This window comes from Ruegeria sp. CDSA079 (assembly GCF_059612245.1).
Genome location: NZ_JBXWQF010000003.1, coordinates 111,716 through 133,610, shown reverse-complemented (window position 1 = coordinate 133,610; position 21,895 = coordinate 111,716). Strand labels below are relative to the sequence as shown.

General features: G+C 55.8%; 19 protein-coding genes. 13 read left to right on the top strand and 6 right to left on the bottom strand.

What is annotated here, in order from left to right; genetic code table 11:
- Positions 1-9: 9 nt before the first annotated feature.
- Positions 10-1,023: an NAD-dependent epimerase/dehydratase family protein gene (locus AC2FJZ_RS04480; protein ID WP_496776212.1), complete on the bottom strand. Its 1,014-nt coding sequence runs from the start codon at positions 1,021-1,023 to the stop codon at positions 10-12.
- Between the two features lie 184 nt (positions 1,024-1,207).
- Between AC2FJZ_RS04480 and AC2FJZ_RS04475 the strand changes: the two genes are divergently transcribed.
- Complete coding sequence (locus tag AC2FJZ_RS04475; protein WP_496776211.1) at positions 1,208-1,972, top strand: metallophosphoesterase family protein; 765 nt, start codon at positions 1,208-1,210, stop codon at positions 1,970-1,972.
- A 2-nt stretch (positions 1,973-1,974) separates the two neighbouring features.
- Here the strand turns inward: AC2FJZ_RS04475 and AC2FJZ_RS04470 are convergent, their stop codons facing one another.
- Positions 1,975-2,499, bottom strand: a complete 525-nt coding sequence (locus tag AC2FJZ_RS04470) for a CBS domain-containing protein (RefSeq protein ID WP_496776210.1) — start codon at positions 2,497-2,499, stop codon at positions 1,975-1,977.
- A 123-nt stretch (positions 2,500-2,622) separates the two neighbouring features.
- Here AC2FJZ_RS04470 and AC2FJZ_RS04465 point away from each other — a divergent pair, with 123 nt between their 5' ends.
- The 7 genes from AC2FJZ_RS04465 (at position 2,623) to AC2FJZ_RS04435 (ending at position 9,987) form a co-directional block, all read left to right on the top strand.
- Positions 2,623-2,808, top strand: coding sequence for a hypothetical protein (locus AC2FJZ_RS04465; protein WP_050603938.1), 186 nt, complete (start codon positions 2,623-2,625; stop codon positions 2,806-2,808).
- Between the two features lie 66 nt (positions 2,809-2,874).
- Complete coding sequence (locus AC2FJZ_RS04460) at positions 2,875-3,900, top strand: FAD:protein FMN transferase (RefSeq protein ID WP_496668094.1); 1,026 nt, start codon at positions 2,875-2,877, stop codon at positions 3,898-3,900.
- 14 nt (positions 3,901-3,914) lie between these two features.
- Complete coding sequence (nqrM, locus tag AC2FJZ_RS04455; RefSeq protein WP_050603822.1) at positions 3,915-4,151, top strand: (Na+)-NQR maturation NqrM; 237 nt, start codon at positions 3,915-3,917, stop codon at positions 4,149-4,151.
- Positions 4,152-4,222: 71 nt separating this feature from the next.
- A complete protein-coding gene (locus tag AC2FJZ_RS04450) occupies positions 4,223-5,893 on the top strand; it encodes a sulfatase-like hydrolase/transferase (protein WP_496776209.1) in 1,671 nt (556 codons plus the stop codon).
- A gap of 102 nt (positions 5,894-5,995) precedes the next feature.
- Positions 5,996-7,513 carry a 2,3-bisphosphoglycerate-independent phosphoglycerate mutase gene (gene gpmI / locus AC2FJZ_RS04445; protein ID WP_496776208.1) on the top strand — a complete coding sequence of 506 codons (1,518 nt, stop codon included), beginning with the start codon at positions 5,996-5,998 and terminating at the stop codon, positions 7,511-7,513.
- Complete coding sequence (locus AC2FJZ_RS04440) at positions 7,510-8,640, top strand: murein hydrolase activator EnvC family protein (RefSeq protein WP_496776207.1); 1,131 nt, start codon at positions 7,510-7,512, stop codon at positions 8,638-8,640. The genes gpmI and AC2FJZ_RS04440 overlap by 4 nt, the downstream gene beginning before the upstream one ends.
- Before the next feature lie 6 nt (positions 8,641-8,646).
- Positions 8,647-9,987, top strand: a complete 1,341-nt coding sequence (locus tag AC2FJZ_RS04435) for a S41 family peptidase (RefSeq protein WP_050603825.1) — start codon at positions 8,647-8,649, stop codon at positions 9,985-9,987.
- Between the two features lie 117 nt (positions 9,988-10,104).
- Here the strand turns inward: AC2FJZ_RS04435 and AC2FJZ_RS04430 are convergent, their stop codons facing one another.
- From AC2FJZ_RS04430 to AC2FJZ_RS04420, 3 genes are all read right to left on the bottom strand, one after another.
- The gene (locus AC2FJZ_RS04430) at positions 10,105-11,631 is read right to left on the bottom strand and encodes an MFS transporter (protein ID WP_496776206.1); all 1,527 of its coding nucleotides are present in this window, start codon (positions 11,629-11,631) and stop codon (positions 10,105-10,107) included.
- 78 nt (positions 11,632-11,709) lie between these two features.
- The gene (locus AC2FJZ_RS04425; RefSeq protein ID WP_050603827.1) at positions 11,710-12,069 is read right to left on the bottom strand and encodes a hypothetical protein; all 360 of its coding nucleotides are present in this window, start codon (positions 12,067-12,069) and stop codon (positions 11,710-11,712) included.
- Positions 12,070-12,080: 11 nt separating this feature from the next.
- Positions 12,081-12,842 (bottom strand): DUF6478 family protein, encoded by a 762-nt coding sequence (locus AC2FJZ_RS04420; RefSeq protein WP_496776205.1) that lies wholly within the window; start codon positions 12,840-12,842, stop codon positions 12,081-12,083.
- A 251-nt stretch (positions 12,843-13,093) separates the two neighbouring features.
- On the opposite strand from AC2FJZ_RS04420, the gene AC2FJZ_RS04415 reads away from it, so the two are divergent.
- Genes AC2FJZ_RS04415 through AC2FJZ_RS04400 form a run of 4 tightly spaced genes read left to right on the top strand, consistent with a single transcriptional unit; the run spans position 13,094 to position 19,333 of the window.
- The gene (locus tag AC2FJZ_RS04415) at positions 13,094-16,195 is read left to right on the top strand and encodes an ABC transporter transmembrane domain-containing protein (protein WP_496776204.1); all 3,102 of its coding nucleotides are present in this window, start codon (positions 13,094-13,096) and stop codon (positions 16,193-16,195) included.
- Positions 16,188-17,072: a CPBP family intramembrane glutamic endopeptidase gene (locus tag AC2FJZ_RS04410; RefSeq protein ID WP_496776203.1), complete on the top strand. Its 885-nt coding sequence runs from the start codon at positions 16,188-16,190 to the stop codon at positions 17,070-17,072. Before AC2FJZ_RS04415 ends, AC2FJZ_RS04410 begins: the two co-directional genes overlap by 8 nt.
- 60 nt (positions 17,073-17,132) lie before the next feature.
- Positions 17,133-18,062, top strand: coding sequence for an acetyl-CoA carboxylase, carboxyltransferase subunit beta (accD, locus tag AC2FJZ_RS04405; RefSeq protein WP_050603831.1), 930 nt, complete (start codon positions 17,133-17,135; stop codon positions 18,060-18,062).
- The gene (locus AC2FJZ_RS04400; RefSeq protein WP_496776202.1) at positions 18,059-19,333 is read left to right on the top strand and encodes a bifunctional folylpolyglutamate synthase/dihydrofolate synthase; all 1,275 of its coding nucleotides are present in this window, start codon (positions 18,059-18,061) and stop codon (positions 19,331-19,333) included. Before accD ends, AC2FJZ_RS04400 begins: the two co-directional genes overlap by 4 nt.
- 78 nt (positions 19,334-19,411) lie before the next feature.
- Here AC2FJZ_RS04400 and zapE read toward each other — a convergent pair whose 3' ends face one another.
- Positions 19,412-20,470 carry a cell division protein ZapE gene (zapE, locus tag AC2FJZ_RS04395; RefSeq protein ID WP_496776201.1) on the bottom strand — a complete coding sequence of 353 codons (1,059 nt, stop codon included), beginning with the start codon at positions 20,468-20,470 and terminating at the stop codon, positions 19,412-19,414.
- 149 nt (positions 20,471-20,619) lie between these two features.
- On the opposite strand from zapE, the gene AC2FJZ_RS04390 reads away from it, so the two are divergent.
- Positions 20,620-21,855: an MFS transporter gene (locus AC2FJZ_RS04390; RefSeq protein WP_496776200.1), complete on the top strand. Its 1,236-nt coding sequence runs from the start codon at positions 20,620-20,622 to the stop codon at positions 21,853-21,855.
- Positions 21,856-21,895 lie beyond the last annotated feature (40 nt).

The following is a 21,895-nucleotide window of genomic DNA, read 5'->3' as shown; positions in this document are numbered from 1 at the left end:
TAGCCAACGCTATTTTCCGTAATAGTCCCGATACCAGGCGACGAACTGGGCAATGCCGTCTTTCAGGTCGGTCTGTGGACGATAATTGGTCAACCGTTGCAGCAGGCGATTATCGGCCCAGGTCGCATGAACATCACCCATCTGCATCGGCATGAAATTCTTGACGGCTTTCTGCCCAACGGCCTCTTCGATGGCTTCGATAAAGTCCATCAGACGCACTTTCTCCCCGTTGCCGATATTGACGATGCGATAGGGTGCGACGGGTGACAGGCTGTCGCCGTCCTCAATGTCTTCACGACTGGCAGGCCGGACCGGGGGCACATCGATCAGCAATCTTATCCCACGCACAAGATCTTCAACATGGGTGAAGTCCCGATGCATGTCGCCATGATTGTAGATGTCAATTGGACGGCCGTCGAGAATGGCGGCAACAAATTTGAAATAGGCCAGATCGGGCCGTCCCCAGGCACCATAGACCGTAAAGAACCGAAACATCGTAGTCGGCAGATCCCACAGATGCGCATATGAATGACCCATCGCCTCATTCGCCTTTTTGGTGGCGGAATAGATGGTCAATTGCGTGTCCGCTTTTTCCGTCTCGGTAAATGGCATCTCTTCGTTGGCGCCATAGATTGACGAGGTCGAAGCCATCAACAGATGCCCGACTTCATGCTGGCGCGCGATTTCCATTACGTTGAACGTGCCAACGACATTTGATTCGATATAGCTGCGGGGGTACTCGAGGCTGTGCCGCACACCGGCCTGGGCCGCCAAGTGAACGATGACATCGGGCTGGAATTCGTCCGCCACCTGCACCAACCGGTCATAGTTTTCCAGCCGATCCTCGGTTGCGGTGAAACCGGGGGTTTGCAACAGGATCTGGTGCCTGCGCTGTTTCAGGGTCACATCATAATAGTCGGTCATCCCGTCATAGCCATGCACACGAAACCCGTCTGCCAGAAGTAGCTTGGCCAGATGGAAGCCAATGAACCCCGCAGAGCCCGTAATCAAAACACGTTTCATAAAACCCTCAGATCGCATAACGAAATCATCGTTGACCGAAAGACTTTGTTTCGCGCCTGAGATCAACGTTTTTCGAACGCTTCGAAGGTCATTTCAGACAACACGAGGGCGTTGATCAACACTTTGCCTGTTCAATCAGATGTTCATTGCCGCCATTTGCTCAGAAGGGTAGGGATCAGGGCGCATGGTTACGAAATGGATCAAATCGCGGTTCAGCCGCACGGCGCGTCCAACGACCGATACGGTGTCTTGCGACATCGCCCCCACTACGCGAGTGACGGCGGTGGGCGATATTCATGGCCGTTTGGACTTGCTGCATGCGCTATTGCCACGCTTGGATGATCAAAGCCCTCTGGTTTTTGTTGGCGACTACATCGATCGGGGGCCTTACAGCGCACAAGTGTTGCACCATCTATGCCATCTGAGCGAAGCGTCAGACCGGCAAGTCCATTGCCTTCTTGGTAACCATGAAGAGATGTTGTTGCACTTCTTGGACGATCCAGAACGCCATGCAAGGCTTTGGTTTCGAAACGGAGGTATGCACACGCTGGCGTCGTTCGGGCTCAAACCGACTGGGGACCCAGAAGACAGCCAGCACGTCAACGAACTGGCCGAAGACCTTCGGCAAGCGATGGGGCAGGATCTGCTTGAATGGCTGACAGAGCGGCCCCTGATCTGGACCAGCGGTAACGTCGCTTTTGTTCATGCAGCTTTGGATCCGCATAATACTGTCGAAGCTCAGGACCGTCAGATTTGCCTCTGGGGGCATCCCATGTTCCCAAGAACTGCGCGCAGAGACGGCCTGTGGGTGGTGCATGGCCACACCATCGTCGACCACCCCCTTGTCAGAAACAAGGTGTTGTCAATTGACACGGGTGCTTTCGCAACGGGCCGACTTACGGCTGCCGAAATCGAGGACGGAGGCATCAGGTTTCTTTCGACCGCCTGACCTTAGCCAACGATCATCTGCTTCATCCGCAGGGCTTCATATTCCAGCTCTTTCAGGCGGAAATGCACAACATCTCCGATGGTGACGACGCCACACAAATGGCCATCACGCAGCACGGGCATATGGCGGAAACGCCCTTCAGTCATTGTCTTCAGAACGTCGTTCAGCAGATCGTCAGGTGTGCAGGTCTTGACCTCCTTGGTCATCAGGTCTTCGACTGCTTGCGGCAAGGTATGGCCCGGCGTGTCCGCCATGCGCCGTACGATGTCGCGTTCCGACAGGATGCCCTGCAATGCACCGTTCTGGTCCGTGACCAAAACGGCACCGATCCGCTTGTCCTTGAGCGTGTTGACCACCGAATGAATCGTATCGTTTGGCCGCACCGAAAATACCGCGTCCCCTTTTCCCTCAAGCAGTTTGGTCACGGTTGTCTGCGAATGTGACAAGTTCGATTCTGCCGATTGGCTGTAGGTCGTCTTGTCTGTCTTGTCGCCGCGTGATGGTGACTGGTACGAGGTTGGGGCCATGGGCAATCTCCTTATGGTTCTTGCAATGTCTTTCCCTTTCACCTTAGCGCAGCTAAATGACCTGTATAGGGTACAATTGCTCGAATGCGCGAAATCTGCGGTCAACAAAGGACGATTAAGCTAGTGAGTGAACTCTATCTTACCCCGCCTGTGGCCGTTCTGATCTTCTTTGCAGTCGTCGTGTGTGGTCACAATTTTCGCATGGTTTGGAAGCAGCAGGCGCCGGGATGGCGGAAGCGGGCGTGGCTGTTTGGGTTGCCAGCAGGAATCGGCCTGTTGTTGCTGGGTTTCCTACCTTTGAAGCTGTGATGTGGATTTGACTCTGGCAGAGGGCGCTGGCATATGCCGAGCACAGAATTTCCCGGAGCTCGCCCCATGCGTCTTTTGCCTTCAGTGGCTTTTGTTGCCCTTCTTTCCGGTTGCCTCTTTGACAAGGAACCCGAAGTTGTCCGCCTGTCGGGCGAAACAATGGGGACAACCTTTAATGTCACCGCCATTGGTGACGATCTGGACGAGAACAAACTGGCAATCTCTGTTGAAAAGACTTTGGCAGAGGTCAATGCCAAGATGTCCAATTGGGATCCGAAGTCCGAAGTCTCTGAGTTTTCGGCATCGGCCAGTACAGATCCGATGTCTGTCTCGGACGAGTTCGCTTTGGTCATCGCGGCCGCCAACGACGTGCACGAAAAATCCGGCGGCACATTCGACGTAACACTGGGACCACTTATTGAGCTATGGGGATTTGGCCCCCGCAAGCCAGAAGATCCGGTGCCCTCGGACGCCGAAATCGAAACCGCACTCAGCGGCGTTGGACAAAGCCGACTGCTGACGCTCGACACTAACGCCGGTACTCTCGCGAAATCTGATGCCAGTGTGGGTATCAACCTGTCGGCCATTGCCAAGGGCTATGGCATTGATGCGGTTGCTGAATCTTTGCGGGATGCAGGGATCGAGGATTACCTTGTTGAGATTGGTGGAGACCTTGTCGCCCAAGGCCAGAACGAAAAAGGCGAAGCCTGGCGGATCGGCATTGAAAAACCGGAAACGGGCAGTCAGACCATTCAGTTGATCGTGTCGCTGAATGATCGCGGCATGGCCAGTTCGGGCGATTACAAGAATTTTTTCGAACATGACGGCGTACGCTATTCGCATATCATCGATCCAACCACTGGCCGCCCGATCACGCACCGGACAACCTCTGTCACCGTTCTGGCTGAAAACGCGATGATGGCGGATGCCTGGGCCACCGCGATGCTGGCTTTGGGTCAGGAAAAGGGCCTGAAACTGGCAGAAGAGCATAAACTTGCCGTGTATTTCATCTCACGGGATGTGACAGGCGGCGATGAAGCCTATATTACGGCGCATAGCACCGCGTTCAAAGACGCGCTGAACTCAAACTGACAGGTGGAGCTGAAATGAGCACTTTTATTCTGGCCTTCCTTCTTCTCGCCCTCGTCATGGTAGGTATGTCACTTGGCGTCATGCTGATGGGCAAGACCATCAAAGGCAGTTGTGGCGGCCTGAACGCAATTTCCGGTGCTGATAAGTGCGTTGTCTGCCAGAAAGACGTGGACCCCGACAGCCCGTTGCGCGATCAACTGCAATGCAAGCGCGCCAAGAAGATGCTGGAACAGATGGAACGTCAGGCCTGAAGCGAAGTTTTGCTTCGCTCTGCGGGTTGAAATGGCTAACTAGGTCTCCGTAAGGTTTGGGGGGCATTGCGTTGGCCAAGGCGAAAAACATCCTGTTCATCATGTTCGACCAGCTGCGCTGGGATTACCTGAGCTGTTACGGGCATCCACATCTGCATACCCCCAACATAGATCGCCTTGCAGCCAAAGGCGTCCGGTTTAATCGGGCCTACATCCAGTCACCGATCTGTGGCAGTTCGCGCATGTCGACCTATACCGGGCGCTACGTGCATTCGCACGGGGCGTCCTGGAACGGTATTCCGTTGAAAGTCGGCGAGATCACGATGGGGGATCACCTGCGCAAGGCGGGAATGGGGTGTTGGCTTATCGGAAAAACCCATATGCGCGCGGATGCCGAAGGGATGGCGCGGTTGGGGCTGGAGCCTGACAGTCTGATCGGTGCCCGAGTCGCCGAATGCGGCTTTGACGTTTTCGAACGCGATGACGGTATGCTGCCCGAGGGGCCTGACGGATTTTATGATCCGGACGGCGCAAAGGAATACAACAAGTATCTCAAGGCCAAAGGGTATGAGAGCGACAATCCCTGGCATGACTTTGCCAATTCAGGGCTGGATGACGACGGTAATGTTTTGTCCGGCTGGTTTTTGAAGAACGCACCCGAAGCCGCCAATATCGCCGAGGAAGACAGTGAAACGCCATACCTGACCGGCCGCGGCATCGAGTTCATGGAAACGCATGATGGGCCATGGTGCTGCCACCTGAGCTTTATTAAACCGCATTGGCCTTACATCGTGCCTGAACCTTATGCTTCGATGTATGGTCCAGAGCATGTTCTGCCCGTGGTGCGATCCGAGGTTGAGCGTCAGAATGCGCATCCGGTGCTGAAGGCTTTCATGGACACAAAGATTGGTCAGACCTTTTCACGACAGGACGTGCGCGAGGCTGTGATTCCGGCCTATATGGGTCTCATCAAACAAGCTGACGACCAGATGGGACGTTTGTTCGACTGGATGGAAAAGACCGGGCGGATGGACGACACGATGATCGTTCTGACCTCGGATCATGGTGACTTTCTGGGTGATCATTGGATGGGCGAGAAGACGTTCTTCCATGATGCTTCAACCAAGATGCCGCTGATTATCTATGACCCATCGCCCGAGGCAGATTCGACACGCGGCACGGTCTGTGATGCGCTGGTGGAGTCCATCGATTTGGCTCCAACCTTCGTTGATATTGCAGGAGGTGACGTGGCCACACATATCCTGGAAGGCCACACTTTGCTGCCCATTTTGCGTGGAAAAGCAGGAACTTTGCCCCGGGACTTTGTTATCTGTGAATACGATTACTCGGGCTCACCGATCGCTGATATTGTAGGATCGTCGGTCCGGGATGCGGTAATGTTCATGGTGGCCAACAAAAAATGGAAATTGATCCATTGCGAAGGCGGTCACAGACCGATCCTGTTTGATCTGGAAAACGATGCCCAAGAGCTGAACGATCTGGGCGACAGCGCGGACCATGCAGACGTGATTGCCGAGATGTATGATCACCTGTTCACATGGGCACGACGACCGTCACAGCGCACCACGCGATCAGAACAGCAATTGATCGACATGCGCACCAAAAGCAGGGGCAGAGGCGTTGTCCTGGGTGTGTATGACGAAAACGATGCGCCTCTGGATCTGACGGTGAAATACCGCAATCGCAAGGCACGCCCCTACAAGAGCTACCTCAAGGAATAACGCCTCTGCGTCGATTAAATCTTCTTCACCGACCCAAAGGTGGTTCACCCGCCGAAGGGCAGACGATAGAAGAGGCTCACGAGCAGTAATCGGAGAATTTCTATGGCCGCGCCCAAACCTGTTGTCCTGTGCATTCTCGATGGGTGGGGTCTGTCCGCGGACACCAAAGCCAACGCGCCATATCTGGCGCATACGCCGACATTTGATGCGATCATGGCCAATGGCCCTCATGCAACTCTGATCACCCACGGACCCGACGTAGGTCTGCCCAGCGGACAGATGGGCAATTCAGAGGTCGGCCATACCAATATCGGCGCAGGCCGCGTTGTCGCCATGGATTTGGGCCAGATTGATCTGGCCATCGAAGATGGGTCTTTTTTTGACAATGAAGCATTGCGGGCATTTATTGCCAATGTGAAAGCGGCGGACGGTACAGCGCATCTGATGGGGCTGATCTCGGACGGAGGCGTGCATGGGCATCTGAACCATATCATCGCCGCAGCGACCGCGATCACCGATGCGGGTGTCCCGGTTGCGCTGCATGCAGTTACCGATGGGCGGGACGTGGCGCCAAAATCGGCGCTGTCCTATATTGCGGAACTGGAAGAGCGCCTGCCTGAAAACGCGCGAATTGTGACCGTCGGCGGACGCTATTTTGTCATGGATCGGGACAATCGCTGGGAACGTGTCAGCGAAGCCTATGACGCGATGATCAAGGGGCAGGGCAGGGCGGCGCAAAGCGCCCATGGTGCGGTCGATCATGCCTATAATCAGTCAGAGTCAGATGAGTTCATCACCCCGACTGTTCTTGACGGATACAAAGGCGTTCGAGACGGCGACGGGTTTTTCTGCCTCAATTTTCGTGCTGACAGGGCGCGGGAAATCCTGCGCGCCATTGGAGAGCCCGGATTTTCCGATTTTGATACAGGGTCGCGGCCCCAGCTCTCGGCGCTATTGGGCATGGTCGAATATTCGGACGGCCACAACGCCTATATGACCACGGTTTTCCCAAAACGGGCCATCGTGAATACTCTGGGGGAGTGGGTGGCCAAACAGGGGTTACGCCAGTTCCGGTTGGCCGAAACCGAGAAATACCCGCATGTAACCTTCTTCCTGAACGGCGGCAAAGAGACGCCTGAGCAGGGTGAAGCCCGTTTTATGCCTAAATCGCCAAAGGTCGCGACCTATGACCTGCAACCCGAGATGTCGGCCGCTGAGGTCACGGCCAAATTCATTGAGGCTATCGAAGACGGGTATGACCTGATCGTCACGAACTATGCCAACCCTGACATGGTGGGCCATACCGGCGACCTAGAGGCGGCGATCAAGGCCTGTGAGACCGTGGATCAAGGTCTGGCGCAAGTCGTTGCCGCACTGGAAAAGGCCGGCGGTGCGATGATTGTCACTGCTGATCACGGGAATTGTGAAATGATGGTTGATCCCAAAACGGGTGGTCCGCATACCGCCCACACACTGAACCCGGTGCCGGTGGTGCTGGTCGGCGGGCCTGAGGGTGCGCAGTTGCGGCAGGGGCGTTTGTCGGATCTGGCACCCACACTGCTTGAACTGATGGGCTTGCCAAAACCACCAGAAATGACCGGGGAAAGCCTTTTGTCATGAAGCTGTTGGCCCTTGCGGTTTCTCTGATTTCAGCATTTCCGGCTCTGGCCCAGACCAGCTCATCTCAGGCAGCGCTGGAAGCGGCAAAGATGCTGGAGCAAGCCTCGCTGTCTTTGACTGAGGCTGACAGTGCCCGAGATCGGGTGCGCGCGCTGACCCAGACGATCCAGGCCTATGAAGCGGGGTTGGGCGCGATGCGGGAAGGGTTGCGTCAGGCCGCAACCCGTGAAGCACAATTGAGCGCCGAGTTGCGGGCACGCGAAAAGGACGTTCGGCAGTTGCTCGGCGTTTTGCAAACTATTGAGACAACGGCGCCTCCGGTCTTGATGTTGCACCCTTCAGGCCCGTTGGGGGCGGCGCGCGCTGGTATGATGCTGTCCGAGGTCACGCCTGGCTTGAACGCCAAAGCGCAGGCCCTGGCAGATGATCTGAATGAAGTAAAGACGCTGCGTCTGCTACAGCAAAGCGCATCGGAAACTCTGACCGAGGGCCTTACCGGTGCGCAGGATGCGCGCTCCCGCCTGAGCGAGGCCGTGGCCGATCGCACGGATCTTCCAAGGCGATTTGTCGAAGACCCCGTGCGCACGGCCATTCTGATATCCTCGACCGAAACGCTGGACGGGTTTGCAAGTGGACTGTCTGAAATCTCGGAAGGCGAGATCATCGAAACCGACGCTGACGTTTCGGGTCAGAAAGGGCAAATCCCTTTACCGGTTCAGGGGGTAATGTTGCACAAGGCTGGTGAAACGGATGCGGCCGGGGTGAAACGCGCGGGTTTGGTACTGGGAACCCGCCCTCGTGCGCTGGTCACATCGCCCACAGCGGCCACGATCCGTTATCGAGGCCCCCTATTGGATTTGGGGAATCTGGTTATTTTGGAACCGCAGCCGGGGCTGCTTTTCGTGTTTTCTGGCTTGCAAGAGGTCTACGGCCACCCCGGTCAGGTGATCCCCGAGGGCACTCCGGTGGGTTTGATGCCCGGTGAAACGCCCGAAATCGGCGCAATATTGTCAACAAGCGGTGATGGCACTGGAACTGATCGCTCAGAAACGCTCTATATAGAGGTAAGAGAAGATAATAGCCCCGTGGACCCGGAATCATGGTTTCGGACCGACAAGGATGGATAAACGAGTATGAAGAGATTTGTGATGGCCGGTCTGGCCGGAACTGTGGCAGGTATTCTTGCAACAACCCAGATCGCAGGACCCCTGCTGGCGCAGGAGGCTGAAAACAAGGCCAGCGTCTATGAGCAACTGGATCTGTTTGGTGACATTTTTGAACGCATCCGCGCCCAATATGTCGAAGAGGTCGAACCCGAAGAACTGATCGAGGCAGCCATTGATGGCATGTTGACCTCTCTCGATCCGCATTCCAGCTATCTTTCGCCCGACGATGCCGAGCAGATGCGCGTGCAGACACGAGGTGAGTTTGGCGGACTTGGCATCGAAGTCACGCAGGAGGACGGTTTTGTCAAAGTCGTATCGCCGATTGACGACACCCCTGCCGACGCAGCCGGAATTGAGGCCGGGGACTTTATCACTCATGTAGATGGAGAGAGCATTCTGGGTCTGACGCTGGACAAGGCTGTTGATCTGATGCGTGGTCCGGTGGGCTCTGAGATTGTTATCACTGTTGTTCGCGAAGGTGAGCCGGATCCTTTCGACGTTACAATCATCCGTGACACGATCAAGCTGACGGCTGTTCGTGCACGCACCGAAGGCGCAAGCGTGGTTGTGCGTGTGACCACGTTCAATGATCAGACCTTCCCGAACCTGAAAGAAGGTTTGCAGGAACAGATCGAAGAAGCGGGCGGCATCGACAAGGTCAATGGTTTTGTTCTGGACCTGCGCAACAACCCGGGCGGCCTGCTGACGCAGGCGATCAAAGTTTCGGATGCGTTTCTGAACGAAGGCGAAATTGTTTCAACCCGTGGCCGCGATCCCGAAGAAGGAGAACGGTTTAACGCCGCGCCCGGCGATTTGGCCGAAGGCAAGCCGATCGTGGTCCTGATCAATGGCGGTTCGGCCTCGGCGTCCGAAATTGTCGCCGGTGCCTTGCAGGATCACCGCCGTGCAATCGTGGTCGGCACGAAAAGCTTCGGGAAGGGGTCTGTTCAGACGGTCATGCCGCTGCGCGGTGATGGGGCCATGCGTTTGACAACATCGCGCTATTACACACCGTCGGGTCGTTCAATTCAGGCCTTGGGTGTCAGCCCGGATATCATCGTGGAACAGCCACGCCCGCAGCCCGAAGCTGAAGAAGAAGAGGACAGCCGCTTTACCCGGTCCGAGGCCGAGCTGCGTGGTAGCCTGAACAATGACAGCCTCAGCGAGGATGAAATCCGCCAGATCGAAGAAGATCGTGCCAAGGCCGAAGCCACGGCTGAACTGCGGGAAGAGGATTACCAGTTGGCCTATGCCATCGACATCCTCAAAGGTCTGTCGGCATTCAATCCCAACGGACCGTCTCAGTAACCCAACCGGGGCCGCGCTTACCGCGGCCCCTTTTCGTTGAGGCAAAACATGGTGCTTGTTGCGCGCCTGCAAATAGTCAGGCCGCGAAACCCAGATCCTAAAGTGACTGAAAATGCGCTAGCTTTCGATCTTGTGCAGTTTCTTTTCATCCAGCAGCAGCGCCAGCATAATACCAACCGATACGGATGCAGTGGAAAAGACAAACGCCGTGCTCATGCCGCTGTTAAAAGCAGCGGACAGTGCGGATTGAACTTTCTCCAAGTCAGCAGCGTTCAAACGGCTGATCACCGCATGTGCCGAAGGCGTGTCCAGCGTTCCGCCGTTGATCGCCCTCAGGTCAGCCTCTGATAGTTTGATACCTGCGGCGTGCAGACCGTCGCGCAGTTTGGACAGGCTGACGACATACATGATAGCCGTGGCGCAGGCGACGGAAATGGCACCGTACACCAGATGCGTCATGAAACTCAGACCGCCGACCAGACCGGCCCGCTCGGGCTTGACTGCACAGACCGCAGCCGTTCCGGATGGCCCAACGGTCAGGGTCGCGCCCAGCCCGATCATCGCCATGCCTGGCAGAATGCGGAAATATCCCAGATCGCTTGGCAACAAGACAACCGTCGCAGCCCCGATTGTCGCAATCAAATATCCCCAGAACAGCAGCCGTTTGGGCCCGAAATCGTTGTAAAGGGTGCCTGAAACAATCGATCCCACCGCCAGCAACACCGTAAGCGGGGCCAGACCCAACGCAGACTCAAACGTCGACCAGCCCAGAACCTTTTGCATGTATTGCGGGAAATAGAGCAATCCAACAAAGGCGGCAGAGACGTTGAACATATTCAGGCCAAGCGTGATCGTGAACTGGCGGTTTTGCATCATCTGCGGTAACAGCAGTGGTTCTGAAACGCGTTTCTCGACCTTGGGGAACAGAAGGAACAGTACGGCGCTGATGAAAAACAGCATCAATAATGGCACTGACGTCCATCCCCAATCCGCGCCGACATCCAGCCCGTAAAGCAAAAACAGAACCGCAAACGCCAAAAGACCCATGCCAGCAAGGTCGAGATGTTCGTCCGTTTTATGCTGCGTTTCGCGTTCCATCAGGATCAGAGCGGTGGCCATAGAAATGCAGGAAAAAAAGACGTTAGCCAGGAAGAAATACCTCCATTCGCCAAAGTTTACGGCCAATCCGCTGATCATTGGGCCAAATACATTGCCCATGGTCACACCCGCCAAAATCAGACCCATTATAAGGGCCCGATGTTCAGGTCGGGACACTTTGGTTGCCCCAAAAGCCAATGTGCAGGGCCAGACGCAGCCTGCGCCAATGCCTTGCAGGGCGCGAGCCAGGATCAGAAAATCAAGGCTGGGCGAGAAAAAACACATGACCGACGAGAATAAGAAAATACAAAGACCGATGATCATCATCTTGCGATGGCCATACATGTCACCCAGGCGCCCGCCGGCGACCATGGTCATGGCAAAAAACAGGGCGTAAATGTTCAGGACCCATTGGGTGCTTGTGATATCCGCATCAAAGCTGTTTTCGATCGCAGGCACCAGCATTAGAGCACCGGTAAAATCTATGCCGATACCAAATCCCGTCACCATTAGTGCGATGACTTTAACAATACTGCTGCGGTCCATGACGGGCGCGATCCATTTTGAATTCGACCATGATGCCCGGAAATTGGCTGAAAAGATAGAGACTTGCCTTGGGTCGGCTCAATCGCCGTTACGGTAGGCCCGGCGGATTGCGCGTTTCAGCATGTCCAGCTCGGCGCGCAGCAGCGCAACTTCGGCTCTCAGATCATCCGCTGCAGGCGCACCTGCGATAATGGTGAAATCTCCCAGCTGTTCGGCAGTGAACGCATCTGCGATGACAAAGCTGTGGACACCTTCAGACAGTGCTGAGGTAGGCACCTTGATGCTCAGAACCCACCCGTTTTCTGCCGGTGACAGAGTGGCGTTCTCCAGCGTTTCGCCTTGATATAGCACCTCTACGGCAGGTTCCTGCACCGCCTGAATTTGGCCTTGCCAGATGCCGTTTTCGAACCGGATGAAGGTCAGCTTTGTTTGTGTCATGTCGGGTCGCTTCACAAATCAGCACGGTGGAAACGGCAGAACGTCAAGTCCCGCATAACCATCCGGTTCATGGTCGGAGATTCAAAAATCAAATCAACCCAGATCTTCTCGATCCGGCGCTCGTTCAGGGGAAGATGGGCAAGATCAAAATCAATCGTGCTCGGGGCCTGTGATGGGGGCAATTGCCGTAGAACCTGCTCGGAGTTGGGGCCGTGCTGAATGTTGAGGCGGGCGAACATACCTGTGTGCCGTTCGCATTCGATGACGGTCTGCATCCTTATCAGATGTTCACGCGTTAGGTTCAGCACTGCTTCCGCCGGCAAATCGACGGACACCGAAAGGAAAGAACCTTCGAAGCTGAACACTTCAACCGCCAGGCTGAACGGAGCCAGATCGCCTGTGTCGCGATTTCGGGTTTGGCGTATGGTGATCTCAGCGATGGGGCAGTCATGAAACAGTTTGACCTGCGCATCAAGATCTGTCCTGCGCGGGGCCGAAGCCACACCCGGTCGCGCCAAAGGGCCGCGCCACAGATCGGGTCTGCAACTCCAATCTGTGCCGACAGGTTTGGGAAACTGCTTGGACCCGATCTTGGGACGGAGCAAGCGTGCATCAGCCAATTGGATCAACCGATCAAGATGGGCCCGCAATGATCGCGCTTCATCCCTTTGCAGCCGTAAGTCCGCCTGCGCTGCACCCGGCGCATGTTGAACCGCCCGTCGCCATCGGTCCAACGCCTTACGGTGAATATAGCGATCAAGAATCCTGCCCATGGCCTTGTCGTCCGATACAGAGCCCCTTTAGTCAAGATGGCTACTGAAACAAACCCGCAATAACATAATTGCTACTTTTGCCTTTCGTTTTCCGGTTGGGTGCCACCAACAAATAGGATAGCTGCCCGTGGATGAGTGTGTGCCTGTCTATTCTTGCATTAGACAGGACCACCGCTTACCGTCAGGGTTCCTGCAAAATGGGTCACCCGGTTTTAGCCACACATCCGTTTAGCTATCGATAAGGCCAGGACATGGAGCCCACTTTATTTTCTTTTATTTGGAAGTATTCGAAGAAACAGCAGTTGATATTATTGCTGCTGACGGTGCTGTCATTTCCGTTCCTCTACGCGTCATTGGAGCTGCCCAAGCAGATCATCAACGATGCCATCGGTGCTCCGGGTGACACCGTCAGTATCTGGGGCATCACGGTAACGCAGGTTCATTACTTGTTGATACTGTGCGTCGCCTTTCTTGGCACAGTGATCGCCAGCGGCCTAATGAAGATGCGCATCAACACGATGAAGGGCGTTTTGGCCGAGCGCATGTTGCGCCGGTTGCGCTTCATGCTGATTGAACGTTCAATGCGCTTTCCAAAGTCCTATTTTGCCACCACCAGTCAGGGTGAGCTGGTTTCAATGATCACGTCCGAAGCCGAGCCGATGGGCGGCCTGATGGGCGATGCGATCGCTCAGCCGGTGTTCCAGTTTGGTCAAATGATGACCATCGTTACGTTCCTGTTCATGCAAAGCGTGTGGTTTGGGCTGGCCAGTATTGCGCTCATCCCCCTGCAGGCTTGGCTGATTCCCAAATTGCAGCGACAAATCAACCTGCTGAACAAAGACCGTATTCAGGAAGTCCGGCGTCTGAGCTCGGAAATCGGCGAAAGTGCTGCGGGCATCAGCGACCTGCGCACCAATGGCGGCTGGCGGTATCGACTGGCTCAGTTCAGCGACCGTTTGGGAAGATTGTTCGAGATCCGGTTCAAGATCTACAACAAAAAATTCTTTATGAAGTTTCTCAACAATCTGATCACTCAGATGACGCCCTTCCTGTTCTATTCCGTGGGTGGCTATCTGGCGATCACGGGCGAGGTGACGGTGGGGGCTCTGGTGGCGGCGCTAGGGGCGTACAAGGATTTGAGCGGCCCCTGGAAGGATCTGTTGACCTATTACAACCAGGTCCAGGACATGTCACTGCGGTGGGAGGTTGTGACAGAACGGTTTGCCCCCGACCAGATGATCCCCGAAGAACTGTTTTCCGGAAAGCCCGAGTCGATGCCGCGCCTGGACGGGGCGATTGAGCTGCGCAATGTGACGGTCAGAGATAGCGACGGCAAAACCATTCTGGAGGATCTGGATCTGACCATCCCGCATGGGGCCCGTGTCGCCATCCAGTCTTCTCACGCCTCGGAACGAAGTGCTCTGGGTCAGCTTCTGACCCGAGAGATTCTACCGGTTCAGGGGGATGTGATCGTTGCGGGGCACAGCCTGAATACTCTGCATCAGGCCGTGATTGCCGCACGGATTGGCTATGCCTATTCTCGCCCTTACCTGTTTGACGGAACGCTGGGTGACAATCTGATGATGCCGCTGCGAACACATCCGAAACGCGAGGCAGAGGCAATGCGGGTTCCGACCCGCAAGCAGATCGAAGCGGTCCGGTCGGGCAATCCCTCCGATTCGCTGGAGGATGAATGGATTGATCCCGGCTTGGCTGGTCTGGACGATATCGAAGACATCCGTGATTGGTGGTTCCAACTGGTCGAAGCCATGGGCATCGACGAGTTCATGTTCCGTCGAACGCTGCGCACGCAATTTGATCCCGAAGTCCATCCAGTTTTAGCACGCGAAGTGGTCAATCTGCGAGAAACGATAGCCGAACGTCTGAAAGCAAAGGGTCTGGATCGATATGTCTACCGATTCGATCCGGATCTGTTTAACCCGGCGGTTCCGTTAGGTGGAAACCTGCTTTATGCGGCACCGTCACGGGATATCTCACCCGATTTTCTGGTCGAGGATGCCCGGTTCATGAAAATGCTCAACGCGCATGATCTGGCGGACGATGCCCTGAGCATTTCCAACGCGGTCCTGGACACGCTTGGCAAAACATTCGGGCGGGAGGGTGCGGATCACCCCTTGTTCCTGCGGCTGGGTATATCGAAAGACATGTTTCATAGGTTGCTCGACATAGAAGACCAGCGCAAGGTCAAGGGTGATATTGCGCTCAGTCAGGAAGACCGCGCCTTGTTGCTGACCGTTCCCTTCCTTCTGACTGCTGAGCAGATCGGCCCGGATTTCCCCGAAGAATACAAAGACAAAATCCTAGCGATCCGCAAAAGCCAGGCGGAACGGCTGCGTGGAGCGATGAATGGTTTGTTCACGCCGGTAACGCCTGAGCTCTATGTGCACCGTCTAACGGTCATGGAGAATGCAATCTATGGTCGTGTATCTCTGATGGCTGGCGCACATGCAGATGATATCGAAGACGTTGTGGCTGATGCGCTGAACGAAGCGGGTCTGCGCCGCAGGGCCGCTGCCATCATCTATGATCTGCCTTCGGGTCTTGGCGGTAACAACTTGCCCACCGTCTTTCAAGAACGCGCCGCGTTTTCCCGCGCAGGGATCAAGCGACCTGATATCCTGGTTTTGGACAAAGCGCTGGCCAGCCACGATTCGGAAAGCCGGTTGCGTACACGCTTGAAACTGCGAGAGCTTTTGCCCGACTCGATCATGATCTTCATGGAGGATCATTTTGCCCATCCCGAAGCCTATGATCTGTTTGTCGAAATCAAGGACGGCCGGATTGACGGAGTCTCCCGCAGCAAATTCGAGCATACGGGCGGCACCTCAGACGATCTGAGCCGGAAGCTTGAAATTCTATCGGGCACGGAATTGTTTTCCGGGCTGGACGGCCGAAACCAGCGGCTCCTGGCGTTCTCGGCCCAGTGGTATGAGGTCAACGCTGGACAAGTCATATTCTCTCGCGGGCAGGCCCCGGATGCCGCTTATCTGTGCATTTCAGGTGAGGCTCGGTTGGATTGGTTCAACGAAGACGGAACAAAGCGCCCGATTTCAATCATCGAACCAGGGCGTCTTATTGGGGATCTTTCGATCATCACCGGAGAGAATCGTCAATTGGATCTGATCGCGACCAAGGATTGTCGTTTCCTGCGTATCGGAGCTGAGGAACTGCGTGCTGTGGTGGAAAGCGATGCATCTGTGGCGACACAGCTACTCCGTACTGTCGCAGGATATCTGACTACGCTGTCCAACAGGATCAATGGTGTTCAAAATCCTGAAGATGTGTTGCCTTCAGTATCTCATGAAGCAGAGGATCCCCTAAAGAATGCCTAAGGCATATTCCGCTCACGCATACCTTACAGAGACCGCACGCGCGCGGCCCGAGATCTGGCGTCTGCTGTTGGGTCTTCTGTTGATCGGCGTGCTGGTCAGCCTTCTGAACATGGTCTTCTTCGCCGTGCTCGTAGGGATGGGCCCGGATCAGTGGGCGCAGGAGCTTCTGCTGGGAAGTTCGCCAATGGCGCTGCTTCTGCTGTTGGGCAGCTTTGGGTTCATAACCCTTGGTGTGACCCTTGCCGCGCGTTGGTTTCAGCATCGCGCATTGTGGTCCATCGTCGGCGACCGCCGCCTCGCCGTGGCACAATTTCTGAAAGTGCTGAAATCACTCCTGATCTTGGGCGCTATCGGATTTCTGCTTCCGCCGTACGGATTGGGCGATGAATTGACCCAGAATCTGCCGTTTGCAACATGGATGCTGTTGTTCCCGGTTGCCGCGCTTGCTGTCTTAATTCAGACCAGCGCCGAAGAAGTTCTGTTTCGGGGGTATATCCAACAAACTCTTGCCGCCCGGTTCAAGTCGCCTGTCATATGGATGGGCGTGCCATCGGTCCTGTTTGCTGCAGGCCATTACACGCCGGACATGGCCGGGAGCAACGCGCTTTTGATCGCTGCATGGGCCCTTGCTTTTGGCCTCCTGACATCTGATCTGACTGCTCGCGCGGGAACGCTGGGGCCTGCCATCGCCTTGCATTTCTTCAATAACCTCATCGCCCTGCTGTTCATCTCTCTTCCTGACAGCCTCAGCGGGTTGTCCCTGTTCCTGTTGCCCTTTGACACATCCGACGCAGACCAGCTTCGCCCCTGGTTAGTGGTGGATTTGGCGGTGATGTTTGTTTGCTGGCTTGCTGCGCGGGTTGCGCTCAGGCGCTGATTGCATTTCCTTGCGTGGCGTCTTATTTGACGTCAACGCCGCACAAGCCAAGGTTCCGACATGAACTGGATCACAAATTACGTCCGTCCCCGGATCAACTCGATCTTCTCGCGCCGCGAGGTGCCAGAAAACCTCTGGCATAAATGCGACGAGTGCGGAACGATGCTGTTCCACCGCGAACTGGCTGAGAACCAGAATGTCTGCACCCAATGCGACCACCACATGGCGATTACACCTCGTGACCGGTTCAAGCACCTGTTCGATGGTGGTATCTTCTCAGAAGTTGACGTTCCGGCCCCCAAGGACGACCCGCTGCAATTCCGCGATCAGAAGAAATATCCCGACCGTATGAAAGCGGCGCAGAAAAAGACCGGCGAAAAAGAAGCGATGCTGGTTGCTTTGGGTGAAATTGGCCGCACTCCGATTGTCGCAGCTGCGCAGGATTTTTCCTTTATGGGCGGGTCGATGGGCATGTATGTCGGCAACGCGATCATTGCTGCCGCCCAAGAGGCAGTAAAGCTCAAGCGTCCACTGATCCTGTTTTCCGCTGCTGGCGGCGCACGGATGCAGGAAGGTATCCTCAGCCTGATGCAAATGCCGCGGACCACTGTTGCGGTTGAGATGCTGAAAGAGGCGAAACTGCCCTATATCGTCGTTCTGACACACCCCACCACCGGGGGTGTAACAGCGTCTTACGCGATGCTGGGCGACGTCCATATCTCGGAACCCAACGCCTTGATCTGCTTTGCCGGTCCCCGCGTTATTGAACAAACGATTCGGGAAAAACTGCCCGAAGGGTTCCAGCGCGCCGAATATCTGTTGGATCACGGTATGCTGGACCGTGTCACCAAGCGTACCAAAATGCGTGATGAGCTAATTTCCATCACCCGAATGCTGATGAAGCAACCTCCGGCAATCATGGGCGATCTGCCCCCGCCAACACCCGAAGAAGCTGCTGAGGCACCGGCCGAAGAGACCAGCCAGAAATGACCGCTCAAACATCTGACGCCATTCTTGATCGGATGATGGCGTTGCACCCCAAGATCATTGATCTGACCTTGGACCGCGTCTGGCGTCTTCTGGCTGCGCTGGATCATCCGCAGCTCAAGCTGCCTCCGGTTATCCATATTGCCGGTACCAATGGCAAAGGTTCGACTCAGGCCATGATCCGCGCCGGGCTTGAGGGGGCAGGGCGCTCGGTACATGCTTATACCTCGCCTCACTTGGCGCGATTTCATGAGCGAATTCGTCTTGCTGGAAAACTGATTTCAGAACCTGATCTGACCGCTGTTCTGGACGAATGTTACGCCGCTAATGGCGGTGAAAACATCACCTATTTCGAAATAACCACCTGTGCCGCTTTGTTGGCGTTCGCCCGAGCAAAAGCGGACTATACTCTTCTTGAGGTTGGCCTGGGCGGGCGTCTGGACGCCACCAACGTGGTCGAAAGTCCAGCCGTGACTGTAATCACGCCAGTTTCGATCGACCACGAGCAGTTTCTGGGCGATACTCTGGGCAAGATCGCCGCCGAAAAAGCCGGGATCATCAAACCCGGCGTGCCCTGCATCGTCGGCCCCCAACAGGACGAAGCTCTTGAGGTCATTGAATACACGGCCGCCCGTCTGGGCGCGCCTTTGTTGGTCCATGGTCAACATTGGCATGTGTATGAAGAAAACGGTCGCTTGATCTATCAGGACGAAACCGGGCTGCGGGATCTTCCACTGCCCAACCTGCTGGGCGCACACCAAATTCAGAACGCGGGCGCAGCCCTGGCGATTTTGCGCAATCTGGATATTGGTGATGATGCCTATGAGGCAGCCGTGACCAAAGCCGAATGGCCGGCCCGTATGCAAAGCCTGAAAACCGGCCCGTTGGTCGAACAGGCACCACAGGCCGAGCTTTGGCTGGATGGCGGTCATAATGCGGCAGCGGGTATTGCGCTGGCTGATGTGCTGGCAAAGCTGCCTCAGAAACCGACGCACTTGATCTGCGGTATGCTCAACACAAAGGATGTGACCGGGTATCTCGCACCTCTGGCCGGGCAGGCTGCAAGTCTGACGGCCGTTTCGATTCCGGGAGAGGCCGCTACGCTCAGCGCAGAAGAAACTGCGGCTGCGGCGGCAAAAGTCGACTTGCCAGCGTCTACTGCAAACAGCGTTTCAGACGCGCTGGCGGCGATCATAAGCCAGGACCCTCAAGCCCGCGTTTTGATCTGCGGTTCGCTCTACCTTGCGGGCAATATCCTGCGCGAAAACGGCTAGGCACGTGCCGCGCCCTTTCATCTGGCCCTAAGTGCACCATAGGAGCCCGCGCAGCATGTCGGGGGCAAAGCCCCCTACCTATGTCCCCCAATCTTTATCCTGCATCTCCCGCAGGCGTGAGGCGGTGCGTTCAAATTCGAACGTCCCTTCACCTTCCACATACAGCATCTCGGGCTCGGCCGCTGCTGAACAGATCAAGCGTACCCGGGACTCATAAAGCGCGTCGATAAGGGTCACGAACCGCTTGGCTTCGTTAAAGTTGTTCCGCGACAAGCGTGGGATGTCTTCGAGCACCAGCACTTTCACCGCGTCGGCTATTGCCAGATAGTCAGCAGGTCCCAACATCCGTCCACACAGATCGTAGAACGAGGCCCGTGCGACCCCGTTGCGAAATGCGGGCAGTTCAACGGCGCGGCCGTTGACTTGCAAAACAAGCGGTTCCGCAGGGCCGCCTGCAAGGTCCACCCAAACCTCTCGGATTTTCTGCCGGGCTTCCGGGCCGATTGGCGCAAAATAAACCGGCGCGCCTTCCAGCCGGTTTTGGCGGTAATCCGTCGGCGAAACCAGTTCCCAAACCCGAAGCTGTTCTTTGATATGCGCAATGAAAGGCAGGAACAGCTGCCTGTTCAGACCGTCCTTATAAAGATCATCCGGGTGCCGGTTCGAGGTCGTTACCACCACCACGCCCCCCTCATGCAATAGGTCGAACAGACGTCCGACAATCATTGCATCGGTGATATCCGTAATCTGCATCTCATCAAATGCCAGTAACCGGACGGATTTGACTACATCTTTGGCCACAGGTGCCAGGGCATCCTCGACATTCTCTTTCCGAGCCTTGTGCATCCCAGCATGGATTTCCTGCATGAACGCATGGAAATGGACACGCCGTGCAGGTATTTCGCTTAGCGTTTCGACAAACATATCCATCAGCATCGATTTGCCGCGTCCGACCCCTCCCCAAAGATACAACCCTTTGGGCGGCGGAGGAGCCTTGCGAAAGAAACCGCGTTTGACCGGCTCAGACAGCGCCGCACGGATACGTTCGAATTGAGGCAGAACAGCCTCTTGTGCGTCATCGCGGGTCAGGGTTCCATCCGCGACGCGGGCCTCGTATAGCGATATCAGATCCGTCATAACTCTGAGCCTTAAACGCCCTATCGCCCGTTGAAAAGAAACCAATTTTCGCGGCACATCAAATTTGCTTATCCGTGACCGCAAATCTGCTGAATTGACGTCGCCCGCCAAAGCGATACGGTCCTTCGGGCGAAACGCCCGAGGTCCCGATGCCCCAATCCGCCCGCTTGCTGAATCCGATCCTGATCGTCGGATGCATCGTCATCACTGTCAGTTTTGCCGTGCGTGCATCGTTCGGCGTGTTCCAGATTCCAATTGCGGATGAGTTTGGTTGGTTGCGTACTGATTTCTCAATGGCAATTGCCATCCAAAACCTGGCGTGGGGCATCGGACAACCGATCTTTGGCGCGATTGCTGAGAAGGTGGGTGATCGCAAGGCGATCGTGATCGGTACTCTGACCTATTCTGCCGGTATGGTGCTTTCAGCGTGGTCCGTCACGCCTTTCGAGCACCAAACTTATGCGTGGCTGGTCGGTTTCGGTATCGCTGGTACCGGGTTTGGTGTTGTCCTGGCCGTAGTTGGACGCGCGTCTTCTGACGAAAACCGCTCTATGTCGCTTGCGATCGTCACAGCAGCAGGCAGTTTCGGGCAGGTTCTCGGCGCGCCCATCGCCGAATGGCTCATGACCTTCCTGCCCTGGCAGCAGGTTTTCATCATATTTGCGGTTGCGATCCTGGCGCTTGTGCTTGCCCTACCTTTCATGCGCGCGCCGAAACCCGTCAACAGGGCGGAACTGCAAGAAAGCATGGGCGAGATTTTAGGTAAGGCGTTCCGCGATCCTTCTTATGCTTTGATTTTTCTGGGGTTCTTCAGCTGCGGATATCAGTTGGGGTTCATCACCGCCCATTTCCCGGCCTTTGTGACCGAGATGTGTGGCCCGATCCAGCCCGGTGGTGTCTTGCATTCCCTCGGCATCACCTCGACCTCAGCGCTTGGGGCCGTGTCGATTTCGGTGATCGGTTTGGCCAATATCGGCGGCACGTTGCTGGCGGGATGGGCGGGGAACCATTTTCCCAAGAAATACCTGTTGGCCGCCGTTTATACGGGTCGAACATTGGCTGCGGCGTTGTTTTTCTTGCTCCCGATCACGCCGCTTTCGGTCATCGTGTTCTCGCTGGTGATGGGGTCGCTCTGGCTGGCCACTGTGCCGCTAACGTCGGGTCTTGTGGCGCATCTTTACGGTTTGCGGTATATGGGCACGCTGTACGGCATTATCTTTTTCAGCCATCAGCTTGGTAGCTTTCTGGGCGTCTGGCTGGGCGGTCGCATGTATGACCAGTTTGGCGATTACAGCATGGTCTGGTGGATTGGCGTCGCAATCGGGGCGTTCAGCGCAATCGTGCATTTGCCCATCCGCGAAAACCGCTCAGCCATCCCGGCCTGAGGTCAGTTTCCAAGCCGCAGGTCAGGGAGCGATGCAAGTG